This is a genomic window from Geomonas anaerohicana, assembly GCF_016458305.1.
GTDB classification, from domain to species: domain Bacteria; phylum Desulfobacterota; class Desulfuromonadia; order Geobacterales; family Geobacteraceae; genus Geomonas; species Geomonas anaerohicana.
In genome coordinates this window covers 178,059-192,523 of sequence record NZ_JAEMHL010000002.1, presented here as the reverse complement: position 1 = coordinate 192,523, position 14,465 = coordinate 178,059, and the positions used below count along the sequence as shown (strand labels likewise).

Sequence of the window (14,465 nt, the reverse complement as noted above, 5' to 3'; positions counted from 1 at the left end):
TTGCCTTGATCTCGTTCCCAAGGCCCACCTTGGGAACGCAAAGCCTCTCCGAAGCTCCAACTTCCATCGGATGCAAAGCTGGAGCTTTGCGCCGTATAGGGTTCCCAAGCTGGAGCTTGGGAACCAGGAAATGCAAAGCTGGAGCTTTGCGCCATATGGGGTTCCCAAGCTGGAGCTTGGGAACCAGGAAAAGGGGACTGGCTCCGTCAGGTGCCTGTCCCCTGCCTTGATCTCGTTCCCAAGGTCCACCTTGGGAACGCAAAGCCTCTCCGAAGCTCCAACGTCCCTCGGATGCAAAGCTGGAGCTTTGCGCCGTATAGGGTTCCCAAGCTGGAGCTTGGGAACCAGGAAGGGGGGAGTGATTGCTGACAGGGGTATGCCCCAGGGCATACTATGCCGGTTGTCATACATTATCCTAACTTGCCGGAGATACATACCTTTCCCCGTCCAGACCTCCCCCCCTATTCCCTACGGCATACCCCTCATGAGAATCACCGCCCTCAAATTTCCACAGTAACCTGCCGATTCTTAAAACCTTTACCTCCCTGCTCTCCTCTTGGCATCGCCGATGCTATGTACCGGTCGTGGGCGATGTACGCCCGACCATAAAAGAGGGGAGAAAGATCATGTTCTGGCTAGAGTTCACAGTGGTACTGGCAGCTATCTTCGTCGGAGCGCGGCTGGGCGGCATCGGCCTGGGGGTCATGGGCGGCCTGGGCCTCGCAGTCCTTACCTTCTTATTCCACCTGCAACCGACCGCACCCCCGATCGACGTGATGCTGATGATCGCGGCGGTGGTCACTGCCGCGGGCGTGCTGCAGGCGGCAGGAGGCCTGGACTACCTGGTCTCGCTGGCGGAAAGAATCCTCAGAAACAACCCGGACCGGATCACCTTCCTGGGACCGATGGTCACCTACTTCTTCACCCTCTTCGCGGGAACCGGACACGTGGCCTACTCGGTGCTCCCGGTGATCGCGGAGGTGGCGCGCGAAACCGGCGTCCGCCCGGAACGACCCATGTCGATCTCGGTGATCGCCTCGCAACAGGCCATCACGGCAAGCCCTATCGCCGCGGCGACCGTGGCTCTGCTCGGCCTCCTGGGGGGCTCGGCGGCAAAGTTCGGCTTCAACGTGGAACTGATCGACATCCTGAAGGTCTGTATCCCCTCCACCCTGATCGGCGTCATCATCGCCGCCTTCGTCTCCAACAAGATGGGCAAGAACCTGGACCAGGACCCGGAATACCAGAAAAGGCTGCAGGAAGGGCTGGTTCCTCCGCCGCGTAACGCGAGCGCGGACAGCGCCAAGGTGAACGAGGCGATCCGCAATACGCCGGCGAGCGCGAAGGTGGCGGTGGCACTGTTCCTGGTCGGCACCATTCTCGTCGTCCTCTTCGGCTCCTTCCCGCAAATGCGCCCGGAGTGGAGCGTGGGGAGCGACACCCGCATCAGCCATATCGTGGTGAAGAGCGAGACCGAGGCGAAACAGGTGCTCTCCCAGTTGAAATCGGGCGGCAACTTCTCCGACGTCGCCAAGCAGTGCTCCATCGACGCCAGCGCGGCGACCGGCGGCGACCTCGGCTGGCAGGCGAAAGGAAAGATGATCCCCGAGTTCGAGAAGGCCTGTGCCAAACTGAAGAAACCGGGCGACCTCACCGAGGTGATCAAGAGCCCGTTCGGCTACCACATCGTGAAGTTCGACGACAAGCGCCCCGCTCAGAACAAGGAGAAGATGGGGATGCCGCACGTGATCGAGATCGTGATGCTGACCATCGCGGCGCTCATGCTGCTTCTGTGCAAGGTGAAGGTCTCCCGCGTGGTGGAGGGGAGCGTCTTCATCGCCGGCATCCAGGCGGTCATCGCCATCTTCGGCATCGCCTGGATGGGGGACACCTTCTTCCAGGGCAACATGGACTTTTTGAGCGGTTCCATCAAGGGGATGGTGACCACCGCCCCCTGGCTCTTCGCCTTCGCCCTCTTCGTCCTCTCCATCCTGCTCTACAGCCAGGCCGCCACGGTGAGGGCCCTCATGCCGCTGGGGATCAGCCTGGGCATCCCGGCACCGTTCCTGATCGCCATGTTCCCGGCGGTAAACGGCTATTTCTTCATCCCCAACTACCCGACCGTGGTCGCAGCCATCAACTTCGACCGCACCGGCACCACCGGCATCGGCCGCTACGTGTTGAACCACAGCTTCATGATCCCGGGGCTGGTCGCCACCTTCTCGTCCATCGGCATCGGGTTTTTGCTGGTGAAGCTCATGTTCTAGCCACGTAAGCTCCCTCCCCCGGAGGGGGAGGGTCGGGGAGGGGGAAGCATGAAAAAAGCCCTGCCTCCCCCCTCCCAGCCTCCCCCCTCCGGGGGGAGGAGTAGTGTCATACACCGCCAACATTCCATTGAGGAGTAACGAGCAATGAAAACCACTACCGCAGCATTGAAGAGACTGAGCGCCGCCACCATGGAAAACCGCAACTGGCTCATGGAACAGTTCCCCCCCTATTTCTTCATCGCCATGAAGGACGAGCCCGAGGCGATGGCCATGCTGGAGCGCGAGATGGCTACGCTGGCGCACAACCGCCGGCTGGTGCTCTCCGACCGGGACAAGTGCCTGATCCAGGCGCTCCCCAACGTGCCGGGATCGCTGTACGACACGCTGCGCCGCATCCCGGAGCGGGAGATTTCCTACGCCATGATCGCCCACTCGGAGAGCCCGCTCCCCGGCAGCGACCGCACCCTGGAGATCCAGCGCTTCGAGTTCGACAGAAAGAGCACCAAGGAGATCCAGGACGGCGGGGACGTGGTCATCCCGGCCGGGATCCGCGCCAAGGTCGCCGCCTCGCTGCGCCAAAACTACCCGGACTTCGTCATGGCCGAGTTGGACCGCCTGCTGCGCATGCTCTGGCTTAACAACGAGAAGTACGTGCGCATGGCCTGGCCGGAGCGGGTGGCCCAGGTGGTCAACCTGTACCAGAAGGGGGTCAAGGCCGGGGGGCTGTACCTGGACGTCGAGGAGATGGAGGGGGGACGTGAATCCCGCATCCACTTCGCGGTGGGCAACCCGCCGCAAAAGGACTTCCTGCTCCAGGTGATGGAGGTCTTCAACCGCCTGGACCTGGGCGTCAACCGCGCCTACTGCCTCACTATCTCCAACGGCACCCACCCCTACTTCCTGGGAACCTTCTACGTGCGCCGCCGCGACGGCCACGTGCTCTCCCGCGACAGCGAACTGTTCAGCCGCCTGAAAGACGAGCTGTGCAACACCCAGATACTCGCCACCACCTCGATCGCCTACCGCGACTTCGTCACCCGCGGGACCTTCAGCGGCAGGGAGGGGTCGCTCATCAACGCCTTCATCGCCTTTACCCACACGAACCTCGCCCACAACCAGCCGGACCGCTTCGGCCTGGACGACGTGAAGAGCGCCTTCTTCTCGCACCCCGAGATCGCCCTGCAACTGGCCGAGCTGTTCGCGGTCCGCTTCGACCCCGCCGTCAGCGAACGGGCGACCCGCTACGCCGAGAAGCTCGAGGAGACCGAACGGCTGGTCTCCGACTACAACACCGGGCACCGCTACCTGGACGAGGTGCGCCGCGCCATCTTCCGCTGCTGCCTCATCTTCATCAAGCACACCCTGAAGACCAACTTCTACGTGCTGCAGAAGCAGGCGCTCGCCTTCCGGCTCGATCCCTCCTACCTGACCGAGCTGGGTGCGGAGTTCACCTCGGACCTCCCCTCCTCCCTCCCCTTCCGGGTCACCTTCTTCTTCAGCCGCTTCGGTTTCGGCTACCACATCGGCTTCTCGGACATCGCCCGCGGCGGCTGGCGCACCGTCATCGCCAGAAACGGCGACGACTTCATCACCAACGCCAACACCATCTTCCGGGAGAACTTCGTCCTGGCCCACACCCAGCACCTGAAGAACAAGGACATCTACGAGGGGGGCTCCAAACTGGTGCTGATCCTCGACGCGGGGGACCTGCAGAGAAGCGGCGAGCGCGACCAGGAGGTCTTGCGCCTGTACAAGCTGCAGTACGGCGTCGCCAACGCCTTCCTGGACATCTTCGTCACCGACCACGGCGTGGCGAGGCTCCCGGCGGTGGTGGACTACTACCGCGAGGACGAGCCGATCGAGCTCGGGCCCGACGAGAACATGCACGACGCCATGATCGAGAGCATCGCCCGCATCTCCAAGGAGCGCGGCTACCTCTTGGGCATCGGTATCATGTCCAGCAAGAAGGTGGGGATCAACCACAAGGAGTTCGGGGTCACCTCGACCGGCGTGGTCCGCTTCGCCGAGATCACCATGGCGGACCTGGGCATCGACATGGTGCACGACGCCTTCAGCGTGAAGTTCACCGGCGGCCCCAACGGGGACGTGGCGGGCAACGCCATGCGCATCATGCTGGAGCGCTACCCGAGGATGCAGATCCGCCTTATTCTGGACGGCACCGCGGCGCTGTTCGATCCGCAGGGGGCGCGCCACGGGGAGCTGTCGCGCATCATCCTGAAGGAGGACCTGGACGGCTTCAACCCGCAGGCGCTGCACCAGGGGGGCTTCATGCTCTTTAGAAGCGGCAGCAAAACCGAGGGGCTGAAGACCCTGTACCGCAAGGTGACCATGGGGGCGGACGGCCTTAGCGAGCAGTGGATCTCCATCGACGAGTTCTCGCGCGAGTTCGGGGACCTGGTCTTCACCACCGAGGCCGACCTCTTCATCCCCGGCGGCGGGCGCCCGGAAACCATCGACGCCGGCAACTGGGAGCGCTTCTTCCTCCCCGACGGCACGCCGTCGGCCCGGGCCATCATCGAGGGGGCCAACTCCTTCATCACCCCGCAGGCGCGCGCGCTCTTGCAGAAGCGGGGGGTCATCATCATGCGCGACGCCTCGGCCAACAAGTGCGGCGTGATCTCCTCCTCCTACGAGATCATCGCCAACCTGCTCATGAAAGACAGCGAGTTCCTGGCCGAGAAGGAGGAGTACGTCGCCGGGGTGATCTCCATCCTGGAAAAGAGGGCGGCCGACGAGGCGCGCCTCATCCTCAAGCGCCACCGCGAAAGCCCGGCGCTTGCCTGCACCGAGATCTCCGACGCCATCAGCACCGAGATCAACGGCCACTACGCGCGCCTGTTCCGCTTCTTCCAGGGGCGCCCCGAGCTTTTGGCCCAGGCGCCGTTTCGCCGGGTGATCCTGGCGCACCTCCCCGCGCTGGTGGCGGAAAAGGCGCTCTACCGCCGCCGGATCGCGACGCTGCCCCAGAAGTACCTCTGCGCCATCCTGGCCGCGGAACTGGGCTCCTCCATGGTGTACCGCGGCAACCAGGAGACCGAGTTCGAGGATATCCTCAGGCTGCACATCGACCGCAACTTCGCCGCCTGATACCACGACAAGGAAACGGCATCCCCAAGAGCCCGCCGGCAACGGCGGGCTCGTCCCGTTTGTGGAACGCGTTTTTGCTGGTATTATCATCAAGTTGCGCGGGGCCGGCTCACCGGGGCTCAACATTTCGGGCCGTTTGCCGATGAGGAGCGCATCGTACCCATGCTGTCGGAGGAACGAAGTGTCTTACCTCAATGGCCCACATCCCCACCCACGCAACCGCTCGGCGGCTCTGCGCTACAGCGCCATCCTGTTCGCCACCTTCCTGGTAGTGTTCGGCCTGATCGTCTGGTTCACCGAAGGCAACAACCTGAAAGCGAAGCAAAACGACCTGGCCGCCAGGGTGCGCACCTTCAGCGGTTCGCTGCAACTGACCCTGGAAGGGGACGCCAGCTACCTGGGGCTTCTGGCCCTGGACCGGGCCGCGGGAAAACTCAGCCCCGTGCTTTTCCAGGAGCGCGCCGGGCAGTACGTGCAGGCCCACCCCCAGTTGATCAACATCACCTGGGTCGATGCCGACTACACCATCACCGACGTGGCCCCCCTGGCGCCGAACCGGCAGATCGTCGGGCTGCACCTGAACCTCCCCGAACCCAAACGGGCCTCGGCCCTGGCCAGGCAGCTGCGCAAGCCGGTCTATACCCGCCCCTTCGAGGCCATCCAGGGGAACCCTTCCTTCGAGGTCTGGGTCCCGGTGTTCCGCGGGGACACCTTCCTCGGGCTCTTCGGAGGGATCTACTCGTGCAACAAGCTGCTGCAGCAACTGGTCGCGCATACCCAGCCGCGCCTGTACCACCTGAGCCTCACCGATTCAGGCGGGCGCCTGCTGGCCACCATGCCCTACGCCGAGCCCCTGGACCGGCACTACGTGAAGGAGTGGCCGGTCACCTCCCCGGAGAGCGGCGTGATGCTGCGGGTGACCCGCTACCAGGGGCCCAGCGACTGGCGCCTGTACCTGCTGAAGGCGGTCTCGCTCCTGCTGGTTCTGGGGATGTCCTACGCGCTCTGGAACCTGAAGCTCGAGATGGACGAGCGCAGGCATGCCGAGGAGGAGATCAAGAAGCAGGCGGCGCTTTTGGAGGATGAGATCAACGAGCGCCAGGCCGCCCAGGAATCGCTGCAGGAGCAGGCGGCACTTTTGGAGGAGGAGGTCTCCGAGCGCTGGCAGGCGGAGGAGGCACTGCGGGAGAGCGAGGAGCGGCTCAGGCTGCTGCTCGATTCCACCGGCGAGGCGATCTACGGCATCGACATCGATGGAACGTGCACCTTCTGCAACCGGGCCTGCCTGGCCATGCTCGGCTATGAAAAAGAGAGCGACCTCCTGGGCAGGAACATCCACGACATCATGCACCACAGCTACCCCGACGGCCGGCACATGCCGCAGGAGGAGTGCAGCGCCCACAGCACCATGCTGCAGGGCAAGGGGAGCCACGTGGAAGACGAGGTGTTCTGGCGCTCCGACGGCAGCAGCTTCCCCGTGGAGTACTGGTCCTATCCCCAGGTGAAGGAAGGCAAGGTGGTGGGGGCCGTGGTGGCGTTCATCAACACCACCGAACGCAGGCACCTGGAAGAACAGTTCCGCCAGTCGCAGAAGATGGAGTCCATCGGCCGCCTGGCCGGCGGGGTCGCCCACGACTTCAACAACATGCTGAGCGTCATCTCCGGCGCCGCCGAGCTCTCCAAGCGCAAGCTCGAGGACGGCGAGCCGATCGGGCAGTACCTGGAGCTGATCATCAACGCGGCCCGGCGCTCCAGCGACATCACCAGGCAGTTGCTGGCCTTCTCCCGCAAGGAGGTGGTTTCCCCCAAACCGGTGCAGTTGAACCGGCTCATCGAGGATTCCATCAAGATCCTCACCAGGCTGATCAGCGAGGACGTGCAACTCTCCTTTCATCCCGGGCCGGAGCTGTGGACCATAATGATCGCCCCGTCGCAGGTGGACCAGATCCTGATGAACCTGGCGGTGAACGCCCGCGATGCCATGCCCGAGGGGGGGAGCCTCGCCATCGAGACCGCCAACGTGCGCATTCCCAGCCACTACGCCTACCTGCATCCCGAGGCGCGGCCGGGGGAGTACGTGCAGCTTTCGGTGAGCGACACCGGCCACGGCATGGACAAGATGACCGCCGCCCACGTCTTCGAGCCCTTCTTCACCACCAAGGGACAGGGCAAGGGGACCGGCCTGGGACTGTCCACGGTGTACGGCATCGTCACCCAAAACGGCGGCTTCATCAACGTCTACAGCGAGCCGGGCCAGGGTGCCGTGTTCAAGATCTACCTCCCCCGCCTCCAGGAGGACCCGGCGGCGCCGCAGGGGGAGCGCCCCGAGGACGGGCCGCTGTCCGGGACCATCCTGCTGGTCGAGGACGAGGAGATGCTTTTGTGGCTTACCACGAGGCTGCTGGAGGAGATGGGGCTCAGGGTGATCCAGGCGCAAAGTCCCCTGGATGCGCTGGAAATCAGCCGGCAGCGCGGCGCCGAGATCGACCTGGTGCTGACCGACGTGGTGATGCCGGAGATGAACGGCAGGGAGTTGGCGGAGCGGATCCGGGAGGGGTTGCCGGAGATGAAGGTGCTCTTCATGTCGGGGCACACCTCGGACAACGTGATCCAGCGCGGGGTGATACAAGCGGGGATGCACTACATCCAGAAGCCGCTGGAGATGGAAAAGCTCAAGAAGAAGCTCTCGGAAATGCTGGCGCAACCGCAAGAGCCTTGAGGCGGGTTGCCAGCGACGCGATGGGTGGGGCATGAAGGTCGAAACATACCAAAACGGTGAGCGGGTCACCATAGCGCCGGGCGAATTCTACGTCACGGGCAAGCCGGGGGTGATCACCACCCTGCTCGGCTCCTGCATCGCCGCGTGCCTCTACGACCCGAGCCGGCGCCTGATCGGGATGAACCACTTCATGCTGAGCAACCCGCGCTACTCCAAGGAGCTGCCGCTCAACATCACCGACGCCGGGCGCTACGGCATCCATGCCATGGACCTTTTGATCAACGCCATGATGGCCAACGGAACCGACCGCTCCCGGATCAGGGCCAAGGTCTTCGGGGGAGCCACCATCATCAACCCGGCGGCGAACACGGACAACTTCTTCTGCGTGGGGCAGGTAAACTGCCGGTTCATCCTGCAGTACCTGGAAAAGGAACGGATACCGATCGACGCCATGGACATCGGCGGGGACTTCGGGAGGGTGATCCACTTCTCCAACGGCGATTTCTCCGTGCACCGCAGGAAGGTGGATTCCAGCCGCAGCAGCAAACTCGCCGAACGGGACCGCTACTGCTGGCAGAGGGCAATCGAGCAGCAGCAGGCCGCGCTCACCGAGGTCGATCTCTGGTGAACGGGAAAGGAATGATGAGCTGATGAAGATGTACCTGATGAAGCAGGAACAGCTGCTGCCGCTGTCGCTGGAACAGGCCTGGGAGTTTTTCGTGCACCCGGGCAACCTGCCGCGCATAACGCCACCCGACCTCGGCTTCAGGATCACCGGGGAGCTCCCCGAGACGATGCACGCCGGGATGATCGTCACCTACACGGTAACCCCCTTTCTCGGCATGGCGGTCAACTGGGTCACCGAGATCACCCACATGCAGGAGCCGTACTTCTTCGTGGATGAACAGCGCTTCGGGCCGTACCGGATGTGGCATCACCAGCATATCTTCAGGGAGACGCCGCAGGGGACGCTGATGACGGACATGGTGCACTACGTGCTCCCCTTCGGGCCGCTGGGGCGGGTGGCGGCGCCCCTGGTGGCAAAGCGGGTGCGCAGCATCTTCGACTACCGCCGCGTGGCCCTCGCCCGCGAACTAGGCCTTCACCTGTAGCGCACAGGCAGCAGCGTAGAGCCTGCCTATTTTTTATGCAAAAAGGTAAAAAACCATGATCTTCAGGGAGAAAGGGGTGCCAACCGGAAAGTTATCCACAGCGTTTTCCACCAAACTGTGTACAGCGAAGCCGCGCCCAGATAGGTGCTAGCTGGAAAGCGCGGTTTTTATGCACTTTCCCGCCATTTTGCGGAGCCTCGACATTATATTGACGAATTCTAATACGCCAGGGCTACCCCTTGCCGCCCCAGAGCGGGTCGTCGAAGAACTGGCGCCTGAGCTGCTCGTCCGGGTTCTGCTCGTAGAATTCCTCTTCTGAAAAGGAAAAACGGTAGTCGGCAAGGTAGTCGAGCAGCACCCGGTAGGCGGCATTGACCTTGCTCATCTCGTCGCTGTCCGCCGGCGCCCCCAGGTCGGGATGATGTCTTTTCACCAGCTCGCGGTGCCGGTTCTTGATCTGCCTGAGGCTCGCCCGCTCCTCCAGGCCGAACACCGCCAGGGCCAACTGCAACTCCTTGTAGGTCATCCCCTTCCCTCCCGGCCTCCCCGCAGGGCCGCGCTCCGTTTCAGCTCTATGTTGCGCATGAGGCTGTCGTAGGGGCGCGCCAGCCGCTGCACCCCCTCGTCCTCGAGCTCCTGGGCCAGCCGGTCCGGATCGATCCCCAGCGCGCAGAGCTGTTCCAGCAGGACCTGTGCGTCCTGCGCCCCCAGGTCGAGCCGGCTTACCGGGCGCCCACGCTCGCGGTAGGCCGCCAGCACCCCGGGCGACATGACCTGCACCGTGTCCGGCCCGACTAGCGCCTCCGGATAGCGCAGGTCGAAGCTCCCCGCCAGCGGCGCGCCCGTGACCCAGGCCAGCCGCTGGGGTCTTCCCCCCCGCGCCGCCAGCGCGATGAAGCGGCTGTCGCGGTGCATCTCGCGGTTCACGCCGCGCAGCACCTTGGCCAGAGCGATGCCCCCCTCCCCCCTGAGCGCCCCGGCCAGCACCCGGCCGGAGTCGCTCGCCAGCGCCAGGCGGGAGAGCAGCGGCTCCAGTACCCGGTCGATCCCGCCCAGCGGCAGCCCCACCACCGAGGCCACCCGCTCCAGCGGCAGCCCCCGGGCGGCGCGCCGTGACAGTCCGTCCAGATAAGCCTCGGCGACGGCGCGGTAACGCGGGACGCTGAAAAGGGGATCCACCCGCACGTTGACCCCCTCGCTCACGAGGCAGCGCAGGGCGGCCACCGCTTCCAGGGTGCCGGGCATCTTGACGAAGAGGTTGGGACGGTCGGCAAGGTCCCGCAAACGCCTGGCCTCCCGGACCATGGCCGAGGCATCGTGGGCAAGGTGCGGGGAAAGCTCCAGGGTCACGAACCCGTCGCTGCCGCCGCTTTGCTGGTACACGGGACCCAACAGGTCCGCCGCGGCCCGGACGTCGTCGATGAGCAGGGCGTCGCAGATGGGAAGCGACGAGAGGCCTCTTTTGGCCAGGTACGCGATGTCGGCATCGTAATCGCTTCCCGCCGCAACGGCATGCTCCAGGACGGCGATGCTGCAGCCGACGCCGCTGACGCCGTCCTCCTGGATCAGGGCGGCCAACTCCCCGGAGAGCAGGGCGCGACGGCTGACGCCGTCGAGCCACACGCTCTGGCCGCACTGCAACAGCCTCGAGACCGGCGTATCCCTCATGTCGCTCCTTGCCGGGAGGTGCCCGGACCGGCGCCGCGCGCCGTGGTTACCAGCCCGCCATCTGCAGGGCGAGCCGGCAGAGGTGGGCCACGGTGAAGCCGTACTCCTCGAGGACGCGCTCTCCCGGTGCGGAGGCGCCGTACCCCTCCACACCGAGCACCACCCCGGCATCCCCCACGTAGCGGTGCCACCCCTGCGGGCTCCCCGCCTCGATCGCCAGCCTGAGCGGCACATCGCGCGGCAGCACCGCCTCGCGGTAGGCCAGGGGCTGCTCCTCGAAGATCTCCCAACTGGGAAGGGACACCACGCGCACCGCAAGCCCTGCCTCGTTGAGCCTTGAGCGCGCCTGCAGCGCGAGCGCCACCTCGGAGCCGGTGGCGATCAGGATCAGGCGCGCCCCCTCCCCCTCGAAATCAGCCAGCACGTACCCCCCCTGCAACACCCCCTGTGCCGGTGCGTAGCGCACCCGGTCCAGGGTGGGGAGAGCCTGCCGCGACAGCACCAGCGCCACCGGGCGGTTCCTGACCGAGAGCGCCGCGCGCCAGGCGAAGGCGGTTTCGTTGGCGTCGCAGGGGCGCAAGACGACAAGGCGGGGAATCGCCCGCAGGGACGCCAGGTGCTCCACCGGCTGATGGGTGGGGCCGTCTTCGCCCAGGGCGATGGAGTCGTGGGTAAAGACGTGGATCACCTTCAACTCGGACAGGGCGGCCAGGCGCAGCGACGGACGCAGGTAATCGCAAAAGGTGAGGAAGGTGGCCCCGAAGGGAATGGTGCCGCCGTGAGCGGCGATACCGTTCAGGATGGCCGCCATGCCGTGTTCGCGCACGCCGAAATGGACGTTGGCGCCCGCTGCCCCCCACTCCCCGCCTACCGCACCCTGGCGGTCTGCCGGCTGCCACGCTTCGCTTTGAAAGTCCCCCCGGCCGGCGAGCGCGGTGACGGTGGAGGGGTTCAGGTCGGCAGAGCCGCCGAAGAACGGGAGGCGCGCCGCCAGGGCGTTGAGCACCTTGCCCGCGGCGGCGCGGGTCGCCATGCCCTTCTCGTCGGCGGGAAACTCGGGGAGGGCCTCCTGCCACCCCTGCGGGAGCTCCCCGGAGACCGCCGCCGCCAGCTCGCCGGCCAGCTCGGGATACTCGACCGCGTAGCGGGCGCGCAGTTCCTCCCACTGCCGCTGCGCGGCGCCCCCCTCTTCCAGGGCCAGCCGGAAGCGCTCCAGCGCCGGCTGCGGCACCAGGAATTCCGGTTGCTCCGGCCACCCCAGGCGCTCCTTGCTGCGGCGCACCTCGTCCGCGCCCAAGGGCGCCCCGTGCGCCTCGAAACTGTCCTCTTTGCCCGGTGAGCCGAACCCGATGCGGGTGCGCACCATGATCAGCGAGGGGCGCCGGGAGTCGGCGCGCGCCTGTTCGAGCGCGGCGGCGATGGCCGCCAGGTCGTTCCCCTCCTCGACCACCAGCACCTGCCAGCCGAAGGCGGCGAACCTGGCGCCGCGGTCCTCGGAAAAGGAGAGCGAGGTCGAGGCGGCCAGGGTGATGCGGTTGTCGTCGTAGAGGCAGATCAGCTTGCCCAGCCCCAGGTGCCCCGCCAGGGAGGCCGCCTCGGAGACCACCCCCTCCATCAGGTCCCCGTCACCGGCGATCACGTAGCTGTAGTGGTCGATGAGAGGGAAGCCGGGGCGGTTGAAGCGGGCGGCCAGGTGCGCCTCGGCCATGGCCATCCCCACCGCGTTGGCGAAGCCCTGCCCGAGCGGACCGGTGCTCACCTCCACCCCGGGGGTGAGGCCGCGCTCCGGGTGCCCGGGGGTACGGCTCCCCCACTGCCGGAAGCGTTTGAGTTCCTCCAGCGGCAGGTCGTACCCGGTCAGGTGCAAAAGGGAGTACAAAAGCATCGATCCGTGTCCGGCGGAGAGGACGAAGCGATCCCGGTCGAACCAGGAGGGATCGGCCGGGTTGTGCTTCAGGAACCGGGTCCAGAGCTGGTACGCCATGGCAGCGGCCCCCATCGGCATGCCGGGGTGGCCGCTGTTGGCTTTTTGAATGGCGTCCACCGCCAGAAAGCGCAGGGTGTTGATGCAGAGCTGGTCCAGGTCGGCGACGGGATCGGTAACGGGATGCGTGGTCATGGCGCTGCTCCTCAAGGTTGAAGTTGCGGAGCATCGGCACTGTTTCCGCCACGCCTGTTTCAGTGATCCCCACAGTAACTGTGACAGGAACCTGCGATGCTTCCTGCCATGACTATAACAAGGGAAAGGTTAAATAGGAACTGTGTCCTCAATGACCAATTGACAATGGACCATTGACAGTGCCTGCCCAACTCTATCCCTTGCCCCCCTCTCTGATACAGCTTCATTACCAGCCATCCCGATGCGCTCGCTAATCGGAGTTGTCGACGAAACGGAGCGCGGCCTCGGGCGAGCGCGCGCCGGCCACCTGGAAACCGCACACCGACTCGTCCAGGCGGCACCAGACTGTGTCGCACAGCTTAAGCCCCACCGCCTGCGCGTTCTCCTCCAGGTAGCGCAGGTGCCTGGTCCCGGGGATGGGGACGATGTCGCTGCCGCGGCGCAACAGCCAGGCGAGCGCCACCTGGGCCGGGGTGGCATCGTGGGCGCAGGCGAGCTCGTTGACCATGGAGACCAGGGTGAAGTTGTGGCGCAGGTTCTCGGCCAGAAAGCGCGGGTTCTTGCGGCGCCAGTCGCAGGGCTCCAGGTCGTCCGTGCTCCTGATCTTGCCGGCCAGAAATCCCCTCCCCATGGGGCTGTAGGCGACGAAGCCGATGCCCAGTTCGCGCAGGACCGGCAGGAGCTTGTCCTCCACCCCCCGCTCCCACAGCGAATATTCCGACTGCACCGCGGAAAGCGGGTGCACGGCGTGGGCGCGGCGCACGATGCCGGGGCCCACCTCGGAAAGGCCTATGTAGCGCACCTTCCCCTCGGCCACCAGTTCCGCGAGGGCACCCACCGTTTCCTCGACCGGGACGGCGGGGTCCAGGCGGTGCTGGTAGTAGAGGTCGATGTAGTCGGTCCCCAGGCGCTTCAGGGAACCGTCGATGGAACGGCGCACCTGGGCCGGGCTGCTGTCGAGCCCGATCTGCCTGCCGTGCGGGCCGAAGCGCCAGGCGAACTTGGTCGCCAGCACCAGCTTCCGGCGCGGGACCTCCTTCAGCAGGCGTCCCAGGAGCTCCTCGTTGCAGAAGGGGCCGTAGACCTCGGCGGTATCCCAGAAGGTGATGCCCAGTTCGATGGCGCGGCGCAGCACCCGGATCGACTCGGCGAGGTCGCCGCTGCCGTAGCAGTAGGTCAACCCCCGGCAGCCAAGCCCCAGCGCCGACACCTCCAACCCCTGTTGGCCAAGTTTGCGTTTGTGCATGGAAACCTCCTAAGAGCTTCAAATACCGTTCAAGGTTCAACGTTCAACGTTCGATGATGACAAAGGCTCCGGCCACGACTTCCCGACGGCAACTGTTGCGCTCGCTGCGAACCTCCCAAACCTTCGACCTTCAACCTCGCCCTCGCCCTCGAAACGTTGAACATTGAACGTTGAACGGGTTTTGCCTCTCCCCTCTCCGGCAACAAAAATAGCCCATACGGATATG

General features: G+C 65.2%; 9 protein-coding genes. 5 read left to right on the top strand and 4 right to left on the bottom strand.

Annotated features, from left to right (window positions below):
• Positions 1–626: 626 nt before the first annotated feature.
• From JFN91_RS04190 to JFN91_RS04170, 5 genes are all read left to right on the top strand, one after another.
• Complete coding sequence (locus JFN91_RS04190; RefSeq protein WP_199387953.1) at positions 627–2,267, top strand: anaerobic C4-dicarboxylate transporter; 1,641 nt, start codon at positions 627–629, stop codon at positions 2,265–2,267.
• A gap of 144 nt (positions 2,268–2,411) precedes the next feature.
• Positions 2,412–5,375 carry an NAD-glutamate dehydrogenase domain-containing protein gene (locus tag JFN91_RS04185; protein WP_199387952.1) on the top strand — a complete coding sequence of 988 codons (2,964 nt, stop codon included), beginning with the start codon at positions 2,412–2,414 and terminating at the stop codon, positions 5,373–5,375.
• 181 nt (positions 5,376–5,556) lie between these two features.
• Complete coding sequence (locus JFN91_RS04180; RefSeq protein ID WP_328745695.1) at positions 5,557–8,094, top strand: hybrid sensor histidine kinase/response regulator; 2,538 nt, start codon at positions 5,557–5,559, stop codon at positions 8,092–8,094.
• 31 nt (positions 8,095–8,125) lie between these two features.
• Positions 8,126–8,722, top strand: coding sequence for a chemotaxis protein CheD (locus JFN91_RS04175; RefSeq protein ID WP_199387950.1), 597 nt, complete (start codon positions 8,126–8,128; stop codon positions 8,720–8,722).
• A gap of 22 nt (positions 8,723–8,744) precedes the next feature.
• Positions 8,745–9,206: an SRPBCC family protein gene (locus JFN91_RS04170; RefSeq protein ID WP_199387949.1), complete on the top strand. Its 462-nt coding sequence runs from the start codon at positions 8,745–8,747 to the stop codon at positions 9,204–9,206.
• 232 nt (positions 9,207–9,438) lie between these two features.
• On the opposite strand, the gene JFN91_RS04165 is transcribed toward JFN91_RS04170, so the two are convergent.
• From JFN91_RS04165 to JFN91_RS04150, 4 genes are all read right to left on the bottom strand, one after another.
• Positions 9,439–9,732: a J domain-containing protein gene (locus tag JFN91_RS04165; RefSeq protein ID WP_199387948.1), complete on the bottom strand. Its 294-nt coding sequence runs from the start codon at positions 9,730–9,732 to the stop codon at positions 9,439–9,441.
• Entirely contained in the window at positions 9,729–10,874 is a 1,146-nt protein-coding gene (locus JFN91_RS04160; protein ID WP_199387947.1) for a transaldolase family protein, read from the bottom strand. Before JFN91_RS04160 ends, JFN91_RS04165 begins: the two co-directional genes overlap by 4 nt.
• A 46-nt stretch (positions 10,875–10,920) precedes the next feature.
• The gene (gene tkt, locus JFN91_RS04155; protein ID WP_199387946.1) at positions 10,921–12,993 is read right to left on the bottom strand and encodes a transketolase; all 2,073 of its coding nucleotides are present in this window, start codon (positions 12,991–12,993) and stop codon (positions 10,921–10,923) included.
• A gap of 250 nt (positions 12,994–13,243) precedes the next feature.
• Complete coding sequence (locus JFN91_RS04150; protein WP_199387945.1) at positions 13,244–14,239, bottom strand: aldo/keto reductase; 996 nt, start codon at positions 14,237–14,239, stop codon at positions 13,244–13,246.
• Between the last annotated feature and the right edge of the window lie 226 nt (positions 14,240–14,465).